Source organism: Cupriavidus pauculus (genome assembly GCF_022179805.1).
GTDB lineage: Bacteria > Pseudomonadota > Gammaproteobacteria > Burkholderiales > Burkholderiaceae > Cupriavidus > Cupriavidus pauculus_E.
Genome location: NZ_BPUO01000014.1, coordinates 80,947 through 103,439 on the forward strand (window position 1 = coordinate 80,947; position 22,493 = coordinate 103,439).

Below are 22,493 nucleotides of genomic sequence, written 5' to 3' on the forward strand. Positions count from 1 at the left end.
TGAATATCGGCTGACATCTAAGCTTCCTCCTACCAACACAACGATGTTTGATAGGAGCCAGAGCAATGAGCGCTGTACTGCAAGAAGGGTCCGTGTCCAGCCGTGTCCCTGCCGGTGTGGACCTCGTCGAATACTATTACGAGCGCGGATTCAGCGATGGCCTGCCGGTCGTTCCCCCCACGCAAGAGAAGATCGACGACATCGTCGCTCGCCTGGGCGGCGATCCGACGTTCGTGGAAGCCCGTATCGCGCCGCGCTGGGGCGAACTGACACGCGAAGTGCTGGCAATCAATATGGTGATGGCCGGCTGCAAGCCCGAGTACACGCCGGTGGTACTCGCTGCGGTGAAGGCGTTGACCGACCAGGCTTTCAACCTCAATGGCGTGCAGGCCACGACCCATGTGGCGTCCCCGCTCTTGATCGTCAATGGGCCGATTGCCCGGGAAATCGGCATGAACGGCGGCGTCAACGCCTTCGGCTCGGGCAACCGCGCGAACGCCACCATTGGCCGGGCAATCCGCCTCATCATGCTGAACGTCGGCGGTGGCTGGCCGGGCGATCTGGATAAAAGCACGCTCGGCCATCCCGGCAAGTACACCTACTGCGTGGCCGAGAACGAGGCGCAGAGCCCGCTCGCCCCGTATCACGTGGAACACGGCTACAAGCCCGAGGACTCCACGGTGTTCGTGATGGCAGCGGAAGCGCCGCACAGCGTGACGAACCACATCTCGAATGACCCGGAGGGGATTCTCGACACAATGTGTTCGGCGATGAGCACGATTGCGTCCAACAGCGCGGTGCTGGGCGGACACATCGCCGTCGTCCTGGGTCTCGAACACGCCCAGACCATCGGCAAGCACGGCTGGTCGCGTGCCGACGTGCGCAATTACCTGTTCCAGAACCACGGCAACCGCTTTATCGACCTGGCTTACGGCCATCGCTACGGCAAGGTCTACAACCGCAACCTGCCGAAGTACTACAAGCGCGAAGACGACACGCGCATTCCCATCATCCATAGCCCCGACAACATCCATCTGTTCGTGATGGGTGGTGAAGCCGGGCGCTTCTCGGTGCTGATCCCTGGCTGGGGCCACATGAGCAACCCCGTCTTGTGGGCCGTCGAAGGCAGCGGTGCCGGCGAGAACGGCGCCGAATGTGTGGGCGGCGCCTGCGCGCTCTGACCCCGGCCGAACGACTATCCAGAAAAGCACCAGGAGATCCTCATGTTGATGAAGAGCGAAGAATCCACCGTCGAAGTGTTTGATCCGCGTGGCGCATTGCGCTTCGACGATGCACCCGTTTCCGAGCGCAAGACGTCGCTGAAGAAGTTGCGCCTTGGCATCCTCGACAACTCGAAGTGGAATGCCAACAAGCTGCTGCGCGGCGCCGCTGCGGCGTTGGGCGAAGACATCGATTTCGCGGCCGTGAACTATTACGTGAAGCACAGCTTCTCGAAGGACGCGACGCCCGAGCTGATCGCCCAGATCGCCGAAGAGAACGATGTGGTGCTGACCGCGATTGGCGACTGCGGGTCGTGCTGCTCGGCGTGCATCCGCGATTCGATCGCGTTGGAACGGCTCGGTGTGCCGAGCGCGGCCATCATCACCACCGAGTTCGTGCGCGAAACCGAGTTGACGCGTCAGGCGGTGGGCATGAAATCGCTGGAGCCGGTGGTGATCACCCATCCGGTGAGTTCGATTACCCAGGAAGAAGTGGCCCAGCGCGTGGCGCAGATCAAGGAGCAGGCGCAGCAGGTATGGCTGGGCACCAAGGAACCGCTGAAGACCCGGGTGGAGCTGCAGTGATGACGACTGCTACGGCCAATGGCGCCAGCATGCACGACATCGACGCGCTGATTTCCCAGAGTGGCGCGCCGGTCCTGGTGGATTGCTATAGCCCGGATTGCAAACCCTGCGCGGCGCTGGCGCCCGTGCTCGACGACGTCGTCGGTGCGATGGCCGGCCGCATGACCGTGGAGAAGGTCGACGTGGTGGCCCATCCCGATGTGGCGTCCCGCTTTGGTGTCCGTGGCGTGCCGACCTTGCTGCTGTTCCGGCGTGGCAGGTTGCAGGCCACGCGCACCGGCGCCACCACCCGTACCCAGCTGTTGACGTGGCTGGCCGGGCAGCAGGTTCTCTGACGGTCTCGCGCGAACCCGCGGGGCAACTATTGCCCCGCGGCATTCTGATGGAGGTAAGCAGTCATGGGTGCACTGTCGCATCTGCGCGTGCTGGATCTGTCGCGCGTCCTGGCCGGGCCATGGGCGAGCCAGATCCTGGCTGACCTCGGGGCCGAGGTCATCAAGATCGAGAAGCCCGATGCCGGCGATGACACGCGCGCCTGGGGGCCGCCCTGGGTGGCCGCGCCGGAGTGGGGGCATCAGGACCGCCAGTCCGCATACTTTGCCGGGGCCAACCGCAACAAGCAGTCGGTCGCCATTGACTTGAGCCACCCTCAAGGCCAGGCGATGGTGCGGGCGCTGGCGGCGCAATGCGACGTGGTGATCGAGAACTTCAAGGTAGGCGGACTCCAGCAATACGGCCTCGACTACGAAACGCTACGCCAGGTCAATCCACGCATCGTCTATTGCTCGATTACCGGTTTTGGGCAGACGGGGCCGTATTCGCACCGTCCGGGCTACGACTTCCTGGTGCAGGGCATGGGCGGCCTGATGAGCATCACCGGCCGTCCCGATGGGGAGCCCGGCGAAGGTCCCCTGAAAGTGGGCGTCGCGCTGACCGACATCATGACGGGCCTCTACGCCACCGTCGGCATCCTGGCGGCACTGTCGCATCGGGAAACATCGGGCAGCGGGCAATACGTGGACGCGGCGCTGCTGGATGTGCAGATTGCCTGCCTGGCCAACCAGGCCATGAACTTTCTTGCGAGCGGCGCCCAGCCTCCGCGCCTGGGCAACGGGCACCCGAACATCGTGCCGTACCAGGACTTTGCCACCGCCGACGGCCACATCATCATCACCGTCGGCAACGAGGGACAGTTCGCCCGGCTATGCGCTGTCCTTGGCCAGCCCGCGTGGTGCGAAGACCCGCGTTTTGCCTCGAACAGCGCCCGGATTGCCCATCGATCCGAGCTGATTCCGATGATCCAGGCCGTGCTTGGCACCCGGAGCACCCAGGACTGGCTCGGGAGGCTGGAAGCCAGCGACGTGCCTTGCGGTCCCATCAATACCCTCAGCGATGTGTTCGCCGACCCCCACGTCATCGCGCGCGGCATGAAGGTTGAACTCACCAATGCTGATGGATCGCGAGTGCCGGTGGTGGCAAGTCCCATCCGCCTGTCCGACACGCCGGTCGAGTATCGCAGTGCGCCGCCAGCGCTCGGCGCCAACACGGCCAGCGTGCTCAAGGACCTGCTCGCCATCGACGAGGCGCAAATCCGGCGTCTCGCACAGGAAGGCATCGTCCGGATCTGATTCCAGCACCCGACACCCGCCGCCCGACATCCGTTCACCGTATCCATTCGAAGAGTTGCCATGCGTTCCAAAGAAGCGAATTCCCACGCCCGTGTTCTGATCCTCGGCTCGGGGCCTGCCGGCTATACCGCCGCGCTCTATGCCGCCAGGGCTAACCTCTCGCCCGTTCTGGTGACCGGCGCCGCGCAAGGCGGCCAGCTAATGACCACGACCGACGTGGACAACTGGCCCGCCGATGTGGGTGGTGTGATGGGCCCGGACCTGATGGAGCGCTTCCGTCAGCATGCCGAGCGGTTCGATGCCCGCATCGTTTTCGACCATATCGAAGCGGTGGATCTGAGCACGCGCCCGTTCAAGCTGCACGGCGAGGCCGGCACGACCACCTGCGATGCGCTGATAGTGGCCACCGGGGCATCGGCGAAGTACCTGGGCCTGGCCTCCGAAGAGGCTTACCGGGGTCGAGGCGTCAGCGGCTGCGCTACCTGCGACGGCTTCTTCTACCGGAACCAGGACGTCTGCGTGGTGGGGGGCGGAAACACGGCGGTGGAGGAGGCGTTGTACCTGTCGAACATCGCGTCAAAGGTACATCTGATCCACCGCCGTGACAGCTTCCGCGCCGAACCCATCCTTGTGTCGCGGCTGATGGAGAAGGTCGAATCGGGAAAGATCCATCTTCACCTCTGGCACGAGCTGGACGAAGTGACCGGGGACGAGTCCGGGGTGAGCGGCGTCCGGCTGCGCGATGTCCGGCATGGCGGCGAGGTGCAGCTCATTGTGACGGGCTGCTTCATCGCCATCGGGCACAAGCCAAATACTGACATTTTCAACGGGCAACTGGAGATGCGCGACGGCTACATCGTGACGCGTGCGGGCAGGGATGGCCTGTCCACGATGACGAACATTCCAGGCGTGTTCGCGGCGGGGGATGTCCAGGATTCCGTTTATCGCCAGGCGATTACGTCGGCGGGTAGCGGCTGCATGGCCGCGCTCGATGCGCAGCGCTTCCTTCAGGAAGACGTGCCGACAGCCATGTAGTGGTTCCGCATGCGGGAGACAGCCTCCCGATCATCAAAAAAGAGACAGGAGACAAGCATGAACAGGCGCCAGTTTATGAAGACGGGCGTGGCGACGCTCGGGTCCGCCCAACTCGCGGGACTTCCATCGCTGTCCTGGGGAAACGGATATCCCTCAGGGCCGGTCCGGGTCGTGATTCCGTTTCCGGCGGGCGGCCCCACGGACGTGGTCGGCCGGCTCGTGACGCAGCCCATGGCCGAAATCCTGAAACAGCCGCTGGTGGTCGACAACCGGGGCGGGGCGAGTGGCACGATTGGTGCCGACATGGTCGCCAAGGCGGCACCGAACGGTCTAACGCTGCTGATCAACGTGTCGGCCCAGGTCATCAATCCGTCGCTGTACCCGAAGCTGCCGCATGATCCGCTGAAGGACTTTACGCCGATCACCAGCCTGGCTTCCACGCCGCTGCAACTTCTGGTTCCCGCCGACTCGTCCATCCACAATGTCACCGACCTGATCCGGTACGTGAAGGCCCGGCCCAGCGGTTGCAGCTTCGCGTCGTCGAGCAATGGCGTGCCTGGTCACCTGGCGGGCGAGCTCTTCAAGATGCTCACAGGCATTTCCGCCGTCCACGCACCGTACAAGGGGAGCGCTCCAGCCTTGACCGACCTCATCGGCGGCCAGGTCACGTTCATGTTCGACTCCATGCCCGCGTCCTTGCCGTTGGTGAAGGCCGGCAAGCTGCGCGCGATCGGCGTGACAGGCACGCGTCGTTCCAAGAGCCTGCCCGACGTGCCGACGCTCGTCGAGAGTGGCTTTCCGGAGATGACCATGACTACCTGGTATGGGCTCTGGGGTCCGGCCAAGACGCCGCCGGAGATTGTCGCGGTGATCCAGTCCGCTGCAGCCAAAGCGCTCGGCACTCCGGAACTCAAGGCGCGCCTCGCAGACCTCTCGGCCGAACCCATGGGCGAATCGCCCGAACGCTTTGCAACCTTCTGCAACCAGGAGGCAGACCGGTACGCGAAGATCATCAAGGCGGCTGGTATCCGGCTCGCGTAGTCGCCTTCAAGGTGGCGGGGCGGTGCGCTTTCCTCGGGTGGGGTGCGGCATAATCGCCATACCCTTCAGTGCCGGACATCCGCCACCATGAACAAGAATCTCGTCCCCGACCTCAGTGCCCGCGAGTTGCAGGCGGTCTGCGCCATTGCCGACGAGGGGAGCCTGCTCGCCGCTTCGATCACGCTGGATCTGTCGCAACCGGCATTGACACGTACGCTGCAACGCGTCGAGGCCGCGATCGGGGTCGAACTCTTCCGTCGCACGACGCGCAAGGTGGAGATCACGCCAGCGGGACTGGAATTCGTGGCGCTGGCCAACCGTGTGCTGGCCGATTTGCGGATTTCCTTCGAAGGGATGCGCGAGATTGCCGACGAGCAACGGGGGCAGGTGATCATCGCGGCGGTGATGTCGGTGGCCTCCACGCACCTGCCGGTCGTGGTGGCGCGCTATCGGGAATCCCGCCCCCGGATCGAGATCCAGGTGCGTGAAGGCGTCCATGGCACGGTGCTCGATTCCATTCGTAGCGGCGTCGCCGATCTTGGCCTCACTTACGTCGACGACGTGCCGGCGGAGTTCTCCGCTATCGCGTTGGGGCGCGAAGCCTTTCATGTGGTCATGCCGGCCGACCATCCGCTTGCTTCCCGCAAGACCCTGACACTGGTCGAGGTGGCGAACCATGCCATGGTCTCGCTGCCCAAGGAGGCACAGACGCGTCGCATGCTGGACGGCGCGGCAGCCGCCGCAGGATTGAACCTCCAGCACGCGGTGACGGTGACCCAATTTGCCACGGTCATGCAATTTGTTCACGCCGGCGTGGGAGTGGCCGTGGTGCCCGGCGGCGCCATCCCCGCCGCGCTCGCTCCGGGGCTGGTGCTCAAGCCGCTGGCGCAGCCCGCGCTGACGCGCAGTATCGGCGTGATCGTGCTGAAGGATCGCGGGCTGACGCCAAGCGCCGAAGGCTTTCTCACCCAGATCAAGGCGCATTGGCAGGCGCGGCCGAAAGCGCGACGGGCAAGCTGATCTATGCGATTTTCGCAATCATTTTGCGTAACAGATTGACGTTGTAAAGAATCGCGCGGCGCCCCTATCCTGTCTCTCAAGACTACACGTTCATTGGAGACAGGATGCAATCTCGAAGCTTCCCGCAGGGACAGGGACAAGCCATGACCAAAGCGCGTCTGAGCGGCCGCGCCGCATTCTTGAAGCTGTTGCGGGATGAGGGAGTGACCCACGTCTTCGGTAACCCCGGAACCACGGAACTGGCGCTGATGGAGGCCATGCCGGAAGCGGCGGGGATCGAATACGTGCTGGGCCTGCAGGAGTCGGTGGTGCTATCCATGGCCGATGGTTTCGCCCGGGCCACCGGGCGGCTGACCGCAGTCAACCTGCACTGCACGCCTGGCCTCGGCCACGCGATGGGCGCGCTCTACAACGCGAAGTTCTCGAGCTCGCCCATGATCGTCACCGCAGGCCAGTACGAGCTGGGGTATGGGTTGTTGGAGCCGATGCTTTATGAGCCGCTGGTACCCATCGCAGAACCGTTGGTCAAGTGGGCCTACGAGATCCAGCGTGTGGAAGACCTGCCGCGCGTGGTGCGGCGCGCGGCCAAGATCGCCTTGACGCCGCCGTGCGGCCCGGTATTCCTGAGCTTGCCCGGTAGCATCCTGGACGACGTCGCGGAGCTGGATATGGGATTCAGCACACGCGTCGACGTCCTGGGCTGCCCGTCGGCACGTACGCAAGCGACGTTGGTCGAGGCCATCGTCGCGAGCCGGTCGCCCGTCATCATTGCCGGCAGGGAACTCGCGGAGCAGGACGCGTTTGCCGAGGCCCAGGCGTTTGCCGAGTTGATCGGCGCGCCGGTCTACCACGAGCCCATCCCGTACAACACCCGGTTCCCGTCCACGCACGCGGCGTTCATGGGAGACCTGTCGCGTAACCAGTCGAAGGTTCACGAGACCCTGGCCAGGCATGACCTGCTGATCGTGCTGGGCGGCGACCTGTTGCGGATGTCGGCGTTCAGTGAGACCGATCCCTTGCCAGCCAACCTGAAGGTGCTGCACATCTCGGAGCGCGATTGGGAACTCGGCAAGAATTACCCCACCCATCTTGCTGTACGCGCCGGGATCAAAGAGACGTTGACTAACCTGTTGCCGCAGGTTGCCGCCGCACAGACCCCTGAAGCCAAAGCGGACGCGCGCACCCGCCTGGGCCGCCTGCGCGACGCGAACTGGACGGTGCGCAGGGAGGCATTGCGTGCCGAGCTATCGTCGATGCGAACCGCGACGCCGATTGATCCCCGCGTGCTTGTCATGACGCTGGCGGACGCCATCCCGCCTGAGGCAGTCGTCGTAGAGGAGGCGCCGACCACGGCGCCACACTTGGCCAGCTTCCTGAGGGTCACGCGGCCGCGCGACTTTTTTGGCCTGGCCAGTGGTGGACTGGGCTTTGCCATGGGTGGGACCGTCGGGGCCGCACTCGGTAGGCGAGAAACCCCGGTCGTGGCACTGGTCGGCGACGGCAGCGCCATGTACGCCATCCAGGCGCTATGGACCGCCGCACACGAGCAACTCCCGATCACCTATGTCATCGTGAACAACCGGTCCTATCGAATCATCAAGGAACGGCTGGTGGCAATGCGGCACTGCGACGCGTTCCTGGGCATGGACCTGGTCAATCCAGCCCTCGATTTTGTGGAGATCGCAAGCGGGATGGGCGTTACTGCGCAGCGCATTGTAGACCCATCGGAGCTTGGTGCAGCGCTACGGGACGCCATCGCATCGCGGCAACCACGGCTGCTGGAAGTGATCGTGGATGCCGGCACGCAGGCGGTTGGTCAGGGATGAGCATCCGATCCACGGAACTGCTGTGGAAAACCCGAGCGCTGGTAGCGGTGCTGAAAAATGCCGGGGCGTCGCATGGAGAACATGCCGAGCGCCTGCTATCGCATGCCTTGCTGCGACAGTCGCCTCTGGAAATTGCCACGGTAATCGGCGCGGCCGCCGAACTCCGCATCTTTCCTACGGAAGTCCAGATGCAGCGGTGTCACGCCATCGTGTCGACATCCGACGACGTGGCAGTGCGCGCGATGATCTGGGTCGTGCATCATCGCAAGCGGCGTTTGGGTAATACGGAGGGGCGCTGAGCCGATGTGAAGATACGATGAAGCCGGTGGGACGCAGCGGCTTCTCCGTGGCCACATCCGGCTATCGGACCATGCACGGACTGAAACCAATCACTCCGTGTGGCGCCTTATGATCGCCGTGTTCCTTCTGATGGCTTTGGCAGCCGTCCTCGCATCGGTGCATTTTCTGATCTGGCCGGGGAAGGGCAGACTGCCCTGGCTTCGCCGCCTGTACTGGCTGGCTTGTGTCTGCCCGTTCTACCTGGGCGGCTACCCGATGTACTGTCTCGCGGCCGATGGCATTGGCGGAGGACTTTTCAGTATGGCCCTCATGGTGTTCCTGCTTGGCATGGCGATGACGCTGCTGGGCGTGATTGCCAAGGTGGTGTATGCCCGGGTGCGCCGCCGCGTGCCGGCATCGTCCCGGGCTGCTCCGCTTCATCGGCCGTGCGGAACGGGGCGCGGCGGATGAGGTCGTGGCGGATTGGGCTGCGGCGAATAGCCGGGAACCTCGATGTACGGTGCGACGATCAGCGGGTACTGTCCCCCGCCGTTGAACTGCTGATCGTACGCAGGCGAAGCCGGCTGTGTGGCCATGAGGCCTCCCGGTGCGACCGGCCCGGTGTGCAATTCCGTCGCATTGCGCTGGCCTTTGCCGATCCCGCGCTGGGTGCTCAGGCTCTGTGACTGACTTCCCCCATCCGAAGCGGCATTCGCTGCAGTCGATGCCAGCGTCGCGAGCAAGATGATCGCCGTGATTCTCAGCATGTGTACTCCACATCGTCTTTTACGTGCCAACCCAACACTACGGCAGGCAGGCCCGAAACTTTAGGGCGGTCGACATTTCGAGGTTCAAGATTGGCGATGGCCCACGGCGTCGTGATATCGCGATGGAGGCCGTGCGAACTTGCAATACCGGGGGCCACCTTCCAATCTAGTCTTGCGCCTGTGCCGTGCCCACCGGGCCGCGCGCATCCAGCCAAATCCAACCTTCCTCGGGGATTGCCGCTATGAAGCTCTACTACCATCACCTGTCTGGCCATTCGCACCGTCCGCGCCTGTTCCTGTCGTTGCTGGGCGTGGAATACGAGGCGATCGAGGTGGATCTGGCCGCCGGTGCGCACAAATCGCCGGAATACCTGAAGTTGAACCGCTTCGGGCAAGTGCCGGTGCTCGTCGACGGCCAGGACGTGATTGCCGATTCGAACGCGATTCTGGTCTACCTTGCCAAGAAGTTCGGCAAGACGGACTGGCTGCCCGAGGCGCCGTTGCCGGCAGCAGCCGTGCAGCGCTGGCTGTCCATCGCCGCCGGGGAGATTGCCTACGGGCCTGCCGCCGCACGGCTGATCACCGTATTCGGCGCGCGCCACAACGCCGAGGAAGTGATCGGTCGGGCGCACACGATACTGAAGCTGATCGAGGCGGAACTCGAAGGCCGCCAGTTCCTGGCGCTGGACCATCCCACCATCGCCGACGTGTCGTTGTATGGATACATTGCGCGTGCGCCCGAAGGAAACGTCGACCTTTCGGCCTATCGCAACGTGAATGCCTGGCTGCAGCGGGTCGAGTCGCTGCCCGGCTTTCTAGCGTTCACGAAGACACCGGCGGGACTTACCGCCAATCAGTGACCCCGCACCAGTAGAGTCCGGCACGACACGCGATGGAGGCAGGCGATGGCAACGGATACCGCGAACGAGAAGGCTTCGCCCTGGCATGCGGGCGAGCTTTCCATGCAACGCAAGCTCGGGGTTGCCGAGCGGATGGCCGATGTCGGGCGGCGCGTGATTCGCGACTACATGCCGGACCAACACCGGCAGTTCTTCGCGGGCCTCCCGTTCCTGGTGCTTGGCGCCGTGGACGAAGCAGGCGACCCCTGGGCCACCGTGATTGCCGGTCGACCGGGCTTCACGCAGTCTCCCGCCAGCAAATCGTTGCATGTCGCTGTGGTGACGGATCCGCGCGATCCCGCCAGTGCCGGGCTGGTCGACGGCGCCGGGGTCGGATTGCTCGGCGTGGAGTTCCAGACGCGCCGCCGCAACCGTATGAACGGCGTGGTGACGAACCGCACTGGCACGGGATTCGACGTGACGGTCGCCCAGAGCTTCGGCAACTGCCCGCAGTACCTTCAACTGCGAGACCCGGACTTCGCACGCGACCCGTCCGAACCGTCGGCGGCGCCTGCGCAGAAGCTGGCAGCCCTCGGACCGCGCGAGCGCGCGCTTATTGGTGCGGCGGACATGTTGTTCGTGGCGTCGTACATCGATGGCGAGGATGGCGCGCCACGCCAGGTCGATGTATCGAGCCGGGGCGGCAAATCCGGCTTCGTGCGCGTGGGCGATGACGGCATGCTCACGGTGCCCGATTTCGCGGGCAATCTCTTCTTCGCCACGCTGGGTAACTTCCTGGTCAATCCCAGGGCGAGCGTGGCCTTTGTCGACTTCGAGACCGGCGACATGCTGCAGTTGAGTGGCACCGCCTCGGTTTCGCTCGACGACCCCGAAATCGGCGCGTTCCAGGGCGCCGAGCGGCTATGGCACTTTATGCCGAGGCAGATCGTGTTCCGCCCCGATGCCTTGCCGCTACGCTGGAAATTCCTGGAGAACGGCTGGTCGCCCAACTCGCTGATGACCGGAAGCTGGGACCAGGTCGCCGAGCGCCTGAAAGCCGCAGCGCTGGCCAATGCATGGCGGCCGTTCCGCGTGGTCGACATCGTCGACGAGTCGTCCACGATCCGCTCGTTCCACCTGCAGCCCGACGACGGTGCCGGACTGCTCCCGCATGTGGCCGGGCAGCACCTGCCGATCCGCGTCAGCCCACCGGCCTGCGGCAAGCCGGTTATTCGCACGTACACGATTTCCGTGGCGCCATCGGACGGCATCTATCGGATCAGCGTGAAGCGCGAGGGGCTGGTCTCCGCACACCTCCACGACACGCTGCAGGTGGGCAGCGTGATCGAGGCGCGTGCGCCGGCCGGGCAGTTCGTGGTGGATGCCGCCGAACGCCGTCCGGCCGTGCTGCTGGCGGCGGGCGTCGGTATCACGCCGCTGCTGGCCATGCTGCGGCACGTGGTCTATGAGGGGCTGCGCAAGCGCAGGGTGCGCGGGACATGGATGTTCCAGTCCGCCAGATCGCTGGGCGAGCGGGCGTTCACCGAGGAAATTCGGCGGCTTGCCGATGCGGGCGAGGGCAAGGTGCACGTGGTGCGGGTGCTGTCGGAGGTTTGCGACGCCGTGGAAGGCCAGGACTACGATTTCGCCGGGCGCATCGACATGGCGCTGCTGCGCCGCACACTACCGTTCGACGACTTCGACTTCTATCTGTGCGGGCCGCCCGGGTTCATGCAGGCCACCTATGACGGGTTGCGCGATCTCAACATTGCCGACGCGCGCATCCATGCCGAGGCATTCGGTCCCGCTGGCCTCACGCGGCGGCAGGAAGCTGCCACGGCAGCGGCAGTCGGGCCGATCCGAACCGCCGCGCAGGTGCCCACGCCGGTAGCCTTCGTCCGTTCCGGCAAGGAAGCGCGCTGGAGCCCCGGCGACGGCACGCTGCTGGAGCTCGCCGAAGCGCGCGGCCTCAGTCCCGAATTCAGTTGCCGTGGCGGCACATGCGGCACCTGCCGCACCAAAATCGTTGAAGGGGCCGTGGCTTATGCAACCGCACCCGCCTTCAGCACGCCCGACGATGAGGCGCTGATCTGCTGCGCCGTGCCCGCCGACCAGGCGTCCGGCGGAGGTCCGCGCCTGCTGCTGGACCTTTGAAGCCGCCGGCCGGCCGCACTGAGGTAAGCTGGTGCCCGCGCCAATACGGCGGGAGACAAACAGTCATGGGCATTCGCGAGATCGAGATCTTTCGTGCGGTGATGACGTCGGGCAGCATGAGCAAGGCCGCCGTCCTGCTTGGCGTCTCCCAGCCGGCCGTCAGCCAGGCCATCCGCAAGCTGGAGGGCGCCGCCGCCGTCAGCCTGTTTTCGCGAACGCGTGGCCGGCTGGAGCCCACCCCCGCCGCCAGCGCGCTGATGAGCGACGTCGACCGCTTCTTTGCCGGCTACGAATACATCGAACATCGCATACGGAGCTTGCGGTCGTATGGGCTCGGACGCCTGACGGTAGCCATCAACCCGGCGTTCGGGCTTGGCTTTATCTCGCGGGCGATCGCCGCCTTCGAGGCGGACAAGCGCGGCGTGCAGGTCTCGCTCCAGGTCATGAACACTCACCAGGTGCACGAAACGGTGTCTGCCGGAAAGGTAGATTTCGGTCTGATGGCCACGGGGCTGTCCATGGCCGGGCTGGAGCATTCCCCGTTCGCGCACTTGCGCGCGGTGGTGGTGATGCGTGACGGCCATCCGCTGGCACGTCGGCGCACGGTGGTCCCGCAAGACCTGGAGCGGCAACCGTTTATCGCGCTGAATTCGGCAGACCCGACGCGCATCTCGCTGGAAACCCGCTTTGGCGAGACCGGTGTCTTCCTAAAGCCGCTGGTGGAGACGCCGAATTCGCACACGGTGTGCGAACTGGCACTGGCTGGCGTGGGCGTCGGGGTGTCGCATCCGTTGGTCGCGGCCGACTACATGGGCCGGGGACTGACCATCCGGCCGCTGTCGGTCGACGTGGTGCTCAACAGCGTCATTGCCTTCCGCGCAGGCTCGCCGCTCTCCGAACACGCCAAAGACGTCATCCGCCAGATGCGCGTGCAACTCGCGCAGGAGTCGTCCGCGTTGGCCGCGAAGATGGCCGCCTGATCCCATAAGCACGGCTTATCGACCACCTCGCCGGGCGATATTGCGTTGCGGCGAAGCGTTTACCAAAATGGCTGGGAGCACCACCCTATAAGCGCAGCCTATGGCCCGACCTGCCAGGCACCGCCGTCACGCCGGCGGCGATCGGGCCGCCGCACGCCAACCCTCCCGAAGTGCCATGAGACGCGATTTGTCCTGTGCCGATACGATTGCCGCGACCGATGCCGACGCCGAAATCGAAGTCGAATCCGAGTGGCGCGGAGGTTCGCATCTGCTACGCGAGGGATCCGTGGCGACCTGTGCATGGGGACGGTGGAGCGACCGGCGCCGCGAGCCGCGCACGCTCACGTCGCCGCTGCTGGACGGCCACTACACGATCGAGATCCTGTTGTCCGATACGGTGGTCGACTATCACATGGGCGGCACGGCCGCCTTCATGCGGGGTGGGCAGTTCGGCGCCGCGCAGGTCACGCCGCCTGGCGTACGGGTGCAGTGCCGATTCGAGAGGCCCATGGAATCGGTGCTTCTCTACGTGCCCGTCGCCACCATGCGTGACACCTTGCATCGATGCGGGCAGCACGTACCTGGCGGATTCACGCTCGAAGATCCGCGCTTTCGTGCCGACCCGATCCTGGGGCGCTTCGTCGGCGCCCTGGCCGAAGCGGCGAGCCTGCAGGATCCGTCGACTGCGCTGTTCATCGACCATGCATGCCGCACCGTGATTGCCTATCTGGTGCGCGCGCAACTGCAATCGGCGCGTGCCGTCGAGCGGCCCGTCGGGCTGCAGGCATGGCGGCTACGCAAGGTGATGGATTTCATCGGTGCCAACGCTACCGAACCGATCTCGCTGCAGGCAATGGCGGAGCACGTCGGGCTCAGCCGCATGCACTTCGCTGCGCAGTTCCTGCTGGCCACCGGCATGACGCCACATACCTATCTCACGGAGGCGCGGCTGGAAATCGCCAGGCGGCTGCTGTCGGAAGGACAGCTTGGGCTGGCGGCCATTGCGGTGCAGGCGGGCTTTCATTCGCAGGCGCATTTCACCAGCGTGTTCCGCAAGTCCACAGGTACCACGCCGGGGCGATGGCGCACACAGGCGATGGACGCCGCAATCGATGGAGGCCGGCAAACGCTGCGCGCCTTGCCCTTTATCTCCGAGTCGGCGCGCCCTGGTGTAGACCAAGTTTGATGACTGGATGTATTTAATGTACTTTTTATTAAAGATATTCAATTGTGTCGACAATCCCCACTTTGGTTGGGGGCGCCGGCGACGCCACACCTGACTAGAATTGCCCCCGGCTCAAAATCCGAACGGAAATTTCGGGCCAATCAAAACTCAAAAATAAGTCGTCAGGGGAATTCAAGATGGGTATGGGTAAATGGATGGCCAGCTGCGCGCTGGCTGCAATGCTTTGCGCTTGCGGTGGTGGCGGAGATGACAGCAACACTGCGCTGAGCGTCAGTTCCACGGGCAGCACGTCGCAAGGTACGACGGTTGGCAACGGCCAGGCTGCGACAATGAGCGTCCAGTCGGGCGACTTCCTCACGCTGCGGACGAGCGCGCCGGTCAAGTGGGCGGTGGCCGTCACCAGCACGCTGACAACGGTGGCCAACCAGACGCTGAACGATACCCTCTGGTCCGGAAACCTGGTCAGCCCGACCGGTGACACGATCCAGCTCACCGCCACGCTGGTGAGCGATCCGAGCAAGGTGTTCAAGCTGAACCTGACGGTGTCGCCGCAGCGCTACACGGCCCCGGCACGGAAGGTCGGCGAAGTGGCCACGTTCACGGAAACGTCGCAGCGCCTGGGCGGCGCCGGCGGTACGCAGCATGTCGCCTACACCACGACGGCTGTCACCAATGGCAACTCCACGGTCAATAGCGTCATCACCGATACCAATACGCCGGACCAGAGCTACACGCAGGATCAGGATGGTAACCGCCTGACGCGTACCTATCTCAGTAACAACAACGTGTGCACGTACACGCCCAAGCGCGATTTCTACAGCTTTCCGATGTATGTCGGGAAGTCGTGGACCGATACTTGGAGCTACAGCTGCGTGCTCGGCTATCGCGAGAAGGCCAGCGTCAAGGCCAATGTTGCAGGCTACGAATCCATCACGGTGGCAGCCGGCACCTACAACGCGCTGCGCATCAACTACGTGATCACGTACACGGAATCCAACGATACCCAGTTGCCGAACGGCAGCCAGGGCACGGCAACGTATTCCGAAACCGTCACGAGCTGGTGGTCCCCGGAACTTGGCCGCACGGTCAAGTGGGTCTCGAACTACGGCTATGCCGCCGGCTTCTCGAACGCTTCGTTCATGAAGGTCTATACGCAGGAACTGCAGAGCGTGAAGTAACGTAGTTTGCGTACGAAGAAAAGGGCCAGCTTCTGCTGGCCCTTTTTTATTGATCCAGCACCAGCGAGAGCAGGGCAAACGCACCCAGCGCCGCGAGGATAAGCGCTACCCAGTAGGCCAAGTTCCACTGCGGCATCAGGCCCTCGCGCCGCAGCGCGCTGACGCGGCGGCGGTGCTGGACCACTGCGGCAATCAGCGCGCCGGTGCCGATCAGCACCATGGCCGTTCCCACGGCTCGAGGCGACCATGTGCCGCCAAGCCGGCCGACGATCGGGCCGCCGCCGTGTTGGCCCTCCAGGTACTGGAAGAACTTCGCCAGCGTAAAGCCGAAGCTGATCATCGACAGCGACGTGCGCAGCCACGCCATCAGCGTGCGCTCCACCGCCAGGAAGCTGCGCTCAAGCGCCAGCGTGGTGCGTTGCCGCGCCAGGAGCGTGTTTTCGTTGGGGTGGGGGGCTTGCTGGTCGGCAGGCTCGCTGCCAGTAGGAATCGTCATCGCGGACATCTCCTGGACGCGGCGCCGCCTCAGTTCACTTGCGGATCGCCGGCAGCCTGCGCGCGCTGCCATTTCACGTATGGAATCACCACCAGCGTGCACACGATGAGGTACAGGGCCAACGTGGGGATGAACTGTTCGTCGGGGAAGTTGGCCGACGCGATGGTGAGGGCGATGGCAGGGTGGCGGGCGGTGGACGACAGCGCTAGCACCGGCGAATGCTCCCGTTCCGGGCCGCCGAGCAGATGCCCGACCACCAGGCCGAGCAGTACGAAGGCAATGATGGCGACCACCACCCAGTGGCCGGTGGCGGCCAGGATCGCCCGCCAGGTGCCGGCCAGGATGACCACGGCGCCGGCGATCAGCAGGCACGTTGCCACCTTGCGCACGGGCTGGGCAAGCCTCCGGGCAAGGCCGGGCAACAGGGTGGAGACGAGCAGGCCGGCCAGCAGCGGCGCCACGATCATGGTCAGCACGATCTTGAGGATCGCCCCGGGCCGCATCGACAGGGACAGGTCGAACACGCTCTCCAGCAGCACGCCCCAGAGCGGCACGGTCACGACGGAACTGAGTCCGAGCACCACCAGCAGTGCCAGCGCATACGGCGCCATGCCACCGGCCTTCGATTGCTTCTTCGGCAGCATCGGCGGAACGGGAGAGATCGACAGCACCGTCAGCACCACGGCAGCGGCGTGAGGCAGGTTCAGGCTTTTTACGCAGACCACGACCACGACCGGAACAATTACCGCCGTGGCCAGCAGCGAGCGGCATAGCAGGCCCGGCCGATGAAATAGATAGGCCAGGTCGGCGCGCGTTGCCTGGAGACCGTAGGAGAACACGGTTCCAAGAATCGCCACGTGGAACGCGAGGAGAACAAGGGCCTTGGCATCCATCGACTTTCCTGGCAGTGAGGCGCCCGGGGCGCGCCGTGCGGTGCGTCGCCCCGGGCTGGCCGATCCCAAGCGGACGCCGCGCCTAGCGGCTGCCGCCTCCGGCCGCGTCCATCATCTTTTCAACCACCTGATCCACGCCGAAACTGGCGGCCTTCTGCCTGGGCGGGAATTCCTTGAATGTCTGCAGGAATTCGGCCACCCCGGCCTGTGCCGGCACCAGGATGAAGACGTGTTCCAGCAGCCAGTCATAGTAGGTATTCGACGTGACGTCGGCCCGCTCGTAAGGGTCGGTGCGCAGGTTGAAGATCTTGGGCACGCGTAGCGTGACCAGCGGTTCCGCCCATATTCGCAACGTTCCGGTCGCGCGCTGCTCCATGAAGACAACCTTCCAGTTGTCGTACCGCAGGCAGGCCAGGTCCCCATCGTCGGTGAAGTACAGGAAGCCCTTCCGGTCGGGCTTGGCGGCTTTGCCTGTGAGGTAGGGCATCAGGCTGAAGCCGTCTAGATGCACCTTGAAGTCCTTGCCGTTCGCCTTGTGTCCCTTTGTCAGCTTCGCTTTCACATCGGGATCGCCGGCGGCATCGACTATCGTGGGCAGCCAGTCCAGGTGGCTGACGATATCGTTGCAGACCGAGCCCGGCTTGATCACGCCCGGCCAGCGCACCATGCAGGGCACGCGGTATGCGCCTTCCCAGTTGGAGTTCTTCTCGCTGCGGAACGGCGTCATGCCGGCATCGGGCCACGAATTCATGTGCGGGCCGTTGTCGGTGCTGTACATGACCATGGTGTTGTCGGCAATGCCGAGGTCATCCAGCAGCTTCAGCATTTCGCCGATGTGCTTGTCGTGCTCGACCATGCAATCGTGGTATTCCGACTGCCAGCGTCCGGCCTGGCCGCGAATGCGGTCCTCGATATGCGTGCGGAAGTGCATGTGCGAGGTGTTGAACCAGACAAAGAAGGGCTTGTCGTCCTTGTGCGCCTTCTCGATGAATTCCTTGGCCGACTTGAGGAATTCGGTATCGACGGTCTTCATCCGGTCTTTGGTCAACGGACCGGTATTGTCGATCTTCTGGCCGCCTTTGCCGTCGGACCAACAATGCAGTACGCCGCGCGGCCCGAAGTTCTTCCTGAAGTTGGGGAAGTCCTTGTCAGTCGGATAGTCGGGCAGTTCCGGTTCCTCTTCGGCGTTGAGGTGGTACAGGTTGCCGAAGAACTCGTCGAACCCATGCATGGTGGGCAGATGCTCGTCGCGGTCGCCGAAATGGTTCTTGCCGAACTGGCCGGTGCTGTAGCCCAGGCCCTTGAGCAGTTCTGGAATATTCGGGTCCTCGGCGCGCATGCCTAGCGGTGCGCCGGGCAGGCCCACCTTGGTCAAACCCGTGCGCAGGCCGCACTGGCCGGTGATGAACGACGCCCGGCCCGCGGTACAGCTCTGTTCGCCGTAGTAGTCGGTGAACAGTATGCCTTCCTCGGCAATCCGGTCGATATTGGGGGTGCGATACCCCATCAGGCCCTTGGTGAAGATACTGAGGTTGGACTGACCGATATCGTCACCCCAGAGGATCAGGAAATTCGGCTTCTTTTTCTCTGCCATGGCATTCTCCTTTGCGTGTCGAAGCCGCCGTTGCCGGCAGCGAATTCTCCCGGCGCCCCGGTACTCACCGTTGTGTCCGGAGTCTATGCATGCATTCGTCAGTCCTGGCCGGCGGGGTCCTCGCGTACCACGCAACGAAAGCCCAGGTGGCAGGTGGATGTGTCGATGGCCTGCGGCATCCTCGCGGCGGGGCGGTAGCGCCGGCAGTAGTTCGGCGCGCACAGGTACGAGCCGCCTTTCATGACCTTGCGGGGAATCTGCACCTGCGGCGCGCATGGATCGAAGCTGGCTTCCGGCGTGCCGCCGCGCGGGTTGTCGAGCGTGCAGCAGGTCTTCACGATCTTGCCGTGGTCCTGGTACCAGTCGCTCGTCCATTCCCACACGTTGCCGGCCATGTCATAGAGGCCGTATCCATTCGGCGCGAACGAGCCCACGGGCGCGGTCCACTCGTAACGGTCTTCCAGCAGGTTCTGCCACGGGAAGTCGCCTTGCCAGGTATTGGCCATGTGCTTGCCACGCGGGGCGAAGGTGTCGCCCCAGACGAATTCGGCGCCATCGAGCCCGCCGCGCGCGGCGATTTCCCATTCGGCTTCGGTCGGCAAGTCCTTGCCGGCCCATTGCGCATAGGCCATGGCATCGGCGTAGGCCACATGCACGACGGGATGGTCCCAGAGGCCCTTCAGCGAACTGGACGGTCCGCGAGGATGGCGCCAGTCGGCGCCCGCCGTGTAGACCCACCAGTTGTAGTGATCGCGCAGATCCACGCGGCCAGGCGGCTTCTGGAACATCACCGACGATGGCGCCAGCATTTCCGGCAGCGCGCCGGGATAGTCCTCGGGGTTGGCGGGACGCTCAGCCAGCGTGATGTAGCCGGTGGCTTCCACGAAGCGGCGGAAGTCGGCATTCGTCACCGTATGCCGGTCGATCCAGAAGGGTCGAACGCTGACCTTGTGCGCGGGGGCTTCTTCGGGATAGTGGCTGTCCGACCCCATCAGGAACATGCCGCCCGGAATCCGGACCATGCGTTTCCGGTCAGCGGGTGCAGCGGGGGTGAGTACTGCGGCATCGTTGGCGCCGCCATCGGGGCGGTCGGCAACTTCCTTGCGCAAGGGTTGGGCCATACGTCATCCAGAGTTGGAAGAGGGGGCTCGTATCGACTGACCGTCACTGTCCAACGCTCCGCACCTGCCGGACCGCTGACCTCAACTATGTTCGGCGGCGGTCGTCAGAAAGCAAAGTGAATTTTTTTGTGCAGATGTTGAGACATTGCGGATTTATCGGCGACGTTGGTTGACGCCAGGGCGCGGCGCTGGTCGGGTTGTGCGACCGGCCTGGCGCGACCTTTATCGATGCCGGCTTCGTGTTTCTCATGCAGCACATGGATACCCGGCGTAAAGCGTTTTATCCCATACTGGCAAAGCATGCAGCTGTGTCTTTCACCCACTCGCAATGCACCGGAGCCAGAAAATGAAGAATCTGATGCGCTTCTTTACGGTCATCCATGGGCTGATGGCAATTCTCTTTACCTGCGCCGCACTGATGCTGATTGCCATTGCAGCCCGCATGGGGTGGGACGTCTTTTCGAGTGAGTGGGACCAGGCCAGCGCGCAATGGATCATCGAGGCATTGGGGCTGCTGGCCGGCGCCGTGGTGGCGTTGCAGATCGCCGAGACCATCGTGGAGGAAGAAGTCATTCGCGAAGCCGACGTGAGCGCGCCGACCCGGGTTCGTCGCTTCGTGTCGCGATTCCTGGTGGTGGTGGTGGTCGCGCTGGCCATCGAAGGGCTCGTGGCGACGTTCAAGGCGCTGCACGACGATCCGACGCAGCTTCACTATGCGGCCGGGCTGATTGCATCGACCGCCTTGCTGCTTGCCTCGTGGGGGCTGTTCGTCTATCTGAACCGGGCAGCGGAGGAACTGGAGCCGGAAGCCATGGAAGAGGCGAAGCGCGAAGACAAGAAGGTGAAATAGCGTCAGCCAGTGCGCTGTAGCCAGGCGGGCGAGGACAGATGTTCGACAAAGTAATCGGACAGCGCGCTAACCTTCGCCGGCCTGGCCCGTGCCGAGGGCGTGACGAAATACAGTCCGCCACGGGTGAGATGCCAGCCCGGCAGGATCGCCTCCAGCCGCCCGTCGGCCAGATACTCGCCCGCCATGAATTCCGGCAATTCGGCAATTGCCTGCCCGGCCAGCAGCATGGGCAGCAGCGCCTCGGAGTTGGTCACGCGCAACGGACCTGCCGGCGATATCGGATGCTCTTCGCCGGCGTCGTTGACGAAGCGCCAGACATCGCTGCGCGCCCGGTAGGCATAGGAAAGGCATGGCCTGCCTGCCAGGTCGCGGGGATACGTCGGGCGGCCATGCTGCTCAAGGTACGCCGGCGACGCCACGACAAGCTGCGAAACCGGGCACAAGCGCCGGGCAATCAACGACGAGTCCGGCAATGCGGCAATCCGCAAGGCGGCATCGAATCCCTGGGCGACGATGTCCACGGTGGCATCGGACAGGTGCAGATCGATCGAGACTTCGGGATAGGCCTGGAAGAAGCCCGGTAGCAGCGGCGCCACCCAGCGCAGGCCGAAGGACATCGGCACCGCCAACCGGACAAGGCCCCGAGGCTGCATCGACATCTCCCTTGCGGCACTTTCGGCCTCTTCGGCCTGCCGGTAGATCTCGCCGGCCTTTTCGGCAATCGTCGTTCCGAATTCGGTCAACGCCAGCTGACGGGACGTGCGGTTGAACAGCCGGGCGCCCAGCCGCTCCTCCAGCCTGGCAACGCCGCGCGACACCGTCGCCACGGATACCCCCATGGCGCGCGCCGCTCCGGCGAACGACCCTTCTTCCGCCACTTTGGCGAACATCGCCAACCCTTCGAAATCCGGAAATCTGATCATTTCATATTTGCAACGATAGTTTGCGATCGATTCTATTTCGAAAAGATCGGGGCGTCGATATTCTTCTTCCATCGCATCCAGCGATTCGCAATCGACGAAACCCAGACAAGGAGTATCACCATGACCCGCAGACTCGAAAACAAGATCGCACTCGTAACCGGCGGCACCAGCGGCATCGGCCTGGCCACGGCCAAGCGCTTTGCCGCGGAAGGCGCCCATGTCTATATCACCGGCCGCCGGCAGGCCGAACTCGACAAGGCTGTCGCCGCCATCGGCAACGTCACCGGTGTTCGTGTGGATTCGTCGAAGCCCGAGGAACTGGACCAGCTCTACAAGCTGATCCGCGCCGAGAAGGGCCGGCTCGACGTGCTGTTTGCCAATGCTGGCGGCGGCTCGATGGTGCCCCTGGGCGATATCACCGAAGCGCACTACCACGACACGTTCGACCGCAACGTCAAGGGCACGCTGTTCACGGTGCAGAAGGCGCTGCCGTTGCTGGCCAAGGGCGCATCGGTGATTCTGGCCGGCTCCACGACGACCATCGAAGGGACGGCCGCATTCAGCGTGTACTCGGCATCGAAGGCAGCCATCCGGGCGTTTGCACGTAGCTGGATTCTCGACCTGAAGGACCGTGGCATCCGCGTCAACACGATCAGCCCGGGCGCCACGCGCACGCCGGGACTGGTCGAACTGGCCGGCCCCGATGCCGCGCAACAGCAGGGGCTGCTGGACTACCTGGCATCGCGCATCCCGATGGGCCGCGTGGGCGAACCCGACGAGATCGCGGGGGCTGCGCTGTTCCTGGCATCGGACGATTCCAGCTTCGTGAATGGTGCCGAACTGTTCGTGGACGGCGGCCAGGCGCAAGTTTAAGTCGA

Annotated in this window: 24 protein-coding genes; 17 read left to right on the forward strand and 7 right to left on the reverse strand. The window is 64.2% G+C overall.

Features of this window, described 5'->3' with window-relative positions; genetic code table 11:
- Positions 1-65 precede the first annotated feature (65 nt).
- The 10 genes from MFF62_RS24160 to MFF62_RS24205 all read left to right on the forward strand — a co-directional run bounded on the left by MFF62_RS24160 (position 66) and on the right by MFF62_RS24205 (position 9,105).
- Positions 66-1,181, forward strand: a complete 1,116-nt coding sequence (locus tag MFF62_RS24160) for a hypothetical protein (RefSeq protein WP_238265655.1) — start codon at positions 66-68, stop codon at positions 1,179-1,181.
- A 42-nt stretch (positions 1,182-1,223) separates the two neighbouring features.
- Complete coding sequence (locus MFF62_RS24165) at positions 1,224-1,805, forward strand: UGSC family (seleno)protein (protein WP_238265656.1); 582 nt, start codon at positions 1,224-1,226, stop codon at positions 1,803-1,805.
- Positions 1,805-2,140, forward strand: a complete 336-nt coding sequence (locus tag MFF62_RS24170; protein WP_238265657.1) for a thioredoxin family protein — start codon at positions 1,805-1,807, stop codon at positions 2,138-2,140. The genes MFF62_RS24165 and MFF62_RS24170 overlap by 1 nt, the downstream gene beginning before the upstream one ends.
- Before the next feature lie 63 nt (positions 2,141-2,203).
- Positions 2,204-3,433 (forward strand): CaiB/BaiF CoA transferase family protein, encoded by a 1,230-nt coding sequence (locus tag MFF62_RS24175; RefSeq protein ID WP_238265658.1) that lies wholly within the window; start codon positions 2,204-2,206, stop codon positions 3,431-3,433.
- A gap of 60 nt (positions 3,434-3,493) precedes the next feature.
- Positions 3,494-4,468 carry a thioredoxin-disulfide reductase gene (gene trxB, locus MFF62_RS24180; protein WP_238265659.1) on the forward strand — a complete coding sequence of 325 codons (975 nt, stop codon included), beginning with the start codon at positions 3,494-3,496 and terminating at the stop codon, positions 4,466-4,468.
- A 57-nt stretch (positions 4,469-4,525) separates the two neighbouring features.
- On the forward strand, positions 4,526-5,509 hold the full coding sequence (locus MFF62_RS24185) for a Bug family tripartite tricarboxylate transporter substrate binding protein (protein WP_238265660.1): 984 nt from the start codon (positions 4,526-4,528) through the stop codon (positions 5,507-5,509).
- Between the two features lie 87 nt (positions 5,510-5,596).
- Positions 5,597-6,529, forward strand: coding sequence for a LysR family transcriptional regulator (locus MFF62_RS24190; RefSeq protein ID WP_238265661.1), 933 nt, complete (start codon positions 5,597-5,599; stop codon positions 6,527-6,529).
- A 143-nt stretch (positions 6,530-6,672) separates the two neighbouring features.
- Complete coding sequence (locus MFF62_RS24195) at positions 6,673-8,355, forward strand: thiamine pyrophosphate-binding protein (RefSeq protein WP_238265662.1); 1,683 nt, start codon at positions 6,673-6,675, stop codon at positions 8,353-8,355.
- The gene (locus MFF62_RS24200) at positions 8,352-8,654 is read left to right on the forward strand and encodes a hypothetical protein (RefSeq protein ID WP_238265663.1); all 303 of its coding nucleotides are present in this window, start codon (positions 8,352-8,354) and stop codon (positions 8,652-8,654) included. The genes MFF62_RS24195 and MFF62_RS24200 overlap by 4 nt, the downstream gene beginning before the upstream one ends.
- Positions 8,655-8,763: 109 nt before the next feature.
- Complete coding sequence (locus tag MFF62_RS24205; RefSeq protein ID WP_238265664.1) at positions 8,764-9,105, forward strand: hypothetical protein; 342 nt, start codon at positions 8,764-8,766, stop codon at positions 9,103-9,105.
- On the opposite strand, the gene MFF62_RS24210 is transcribed toward MFF62_RS24205, so the two are convergent.
- Positions 9,072-9,401: a hypothetical protein gene (locus tag MFF62_RS24210; RefSeq protein WP_238265665.1), complete on the reverse strand. Its 330-nt coding sequence runs from the start codon at positions 9,399-9,401 to the stop codon at positions 9,072-9,074. The genes MFF62_RS24205 and MFF62_RS24210 overlap by 34 nt on opposite strands.
- Before the next feature lie 242 nt (positions 9,402-9,643).
- Here MFF62_RS24210 and MFF62_RS24215 point away from each other — a divergent pair, with 242 nt between their 5' ends.
- The 5 genes from MFF62_RS24215 to MFF62_RS24235 all read left to right on the forward strand — a co-directional run bounded on the left by MFF62_RS24215 (position 9,644) and on the right by MFF62_RS24235 (position 15,738).
- Positions 9,644-10,261 (forward strand): glutathione S-transferase family protein, encoded by a 618-nt coding sequence (locus MFF62_RS24215; protein WP_238265666.1) that lies wholly within the window; start codon positions 9,644-9,646, stop codon positions 10,259-10,261.
- 45 nt (positions 10,262-10,306) lie between these two features.
- On the forward strand, positions 10,307-12,394 hold the full coding sequence (locus MFF62_RS24220; protein WP_238265667.1) for a 2Fe-2S iron-sulfur cluster-binding protein: 2,088 nt from the start codon (positions 10,307-10,309) through the stop codon (positions 12,392-12,394).
- Positions 12,395-12,459: 65 nt separating this feature from the next.
- Positions 12,460-13,374 (forward strand): LysR substrate-binding domain-containing protein, encoded by a 915-nt coding sequence (locus tag MFF62_RS24225; RefSeq protein WP_238265668.1) that lies wholly within the window; start codon positions 12,460-12,462, stop codon positions 13,372-13,374.
- Positions 13,375-13,549: 175 nt separating this feature from the next.
- Positions 13,550-14,560: a helix-turn-helix domain-containing protein gene (locus MFF62_RS24230; RefSeq protein WP_238265669.1), complete on the forward strand. Its 1,011-nt coding sequence runs from the start codon at positions 13,550-13,552 to the stop codon at positions 14,558-14,560.
- A gap of 176 nt (positions 14,561-14,736) precedes the next feature.
- The gene (locus MFF62_RS24235; protein ID WP_238265670.1) at positions 14,737-15,738 is read left to right on the forward strand and encodes a hypothetical protein; all 1,002 of its coding nucleotides are present in this window, start codon (positions 14,737-14,739) and stop codon (positions 15,736-15,738) included.
- Between the two features lie 46 nt (positions 15,739-15,784).
- Here MFF62_RS24235 and MFF62_RS24240 read toward each other — a convergent pair whose 3' ends face one another.
- From MFF62_RS24240 to MFF62_RS24260, 5 genes are all read right to left on the reverse strand, one after another.
- Positions 15,785-16,234: a YidH family protein gene (locus MFF62_RS24240; RefSeq protein WP_238265671.1), complete on the reverse strand. Its 450-nt coding sequence runs from the start codon at positions 16,232-16,234 to the stop codon at positions 15,785-15,787.
- Positions 16,235-16,263: 29 nt separating this feature from the next.
- On the reverse strand, positions 16,264-17,127 hold the full coding sequence (locus tag MFF62_RS24245) for a hypothetical protein (protein ID WP_238265672.1): 864 nt from the start codon (positions 17,125-17,127) through the stop codon (positions 16,264-16,266).
- A gap of 82 nt (positions 17,128-17,209) precedes the next feature.
- On the reverse strand, positions 17,210-18,721 hold the full coding sequence (locus MFF62_RS24250) for an arylsulfatase (RefSeq protein WP_238265673.1): 1,512 nt from the start codon (positions 18,719-18,721) through the stop codon (positions 17,210-17,212).
- A 98-nt stretch (positions 18,722-18,819) separates the two neighbouring features.
- Complete coding sequence (locus MFF62_RS24255; RefSeq protein ID WP_238265674.1) at positions 18,820-19,842, reverse strand: formylglycine-generating enzyme family protein; 1,023 nt, start codon at positions 19,840-19,842, stop codon at positions 18,820-18,822.
- A gap of 104 nt (positions 19,843-19,946) precedes the next feature.
- Complete coding sequence (locus tag MFF62_RS24260) at positions 19,947-20,144, reverse strand: hypothetical protein (protein WP_238265675.1); 198 nt, start codon at positions 20,142-20,144, stop codon at positions 19,947-19,949.
- Between the two features lie 44 nt (positions 20,145-20,188).
- Here MFF62_RS24260 and MFF62_RS24265 point away from each other — a divergent pair, with 44 nt between their 5' ends.
- Positions 20,189-20,692 (forward strand): hypothetical protein, encoded by a 504-nt coding sequence (locus MFF62_RS24265; RefSeq protein WP_238265676.1) that lies wholly within the window; start codon positions 20,189-20,191, stop codon positions 20,690-20,692.
- A 2-nt stretch (positions 20,693-20,694) separates the two neighbouring features.
- On the opposite strand, the gene MFF62_RS24270 is transcribed toward MFF62_RS24265, so the two are convergent.
- Positions 20,695-21,615 (reverse strand): LysR family transcriptional regulator, encoded by a 921-nt coding sequence (locus MFF62_RS24270; protein ID WP_238265721.1) that lies wholly within the window; start codon positions 21,613-21,615, stop codon positions 20,695-20,697.
- 120 nt (positions 21,616-21,735) lie between these two features.
- Between MFF62_RS24270 and MFF62_RS24275 the strand changes: the two genes are divergently transcribed.
- Entirely contained in the window at positions 21,736-22,488 is a 753-nt protein-coding gene (locus tag MFF62_RS24275; RefSeq protein WP_238265677.1) for an SDR family NAD(P)-dependent oxidoreductase, read from the forward strand.
- The last annotated feature ends 5 nt before the right edge of the window (positions 22,489-22,493 follow it).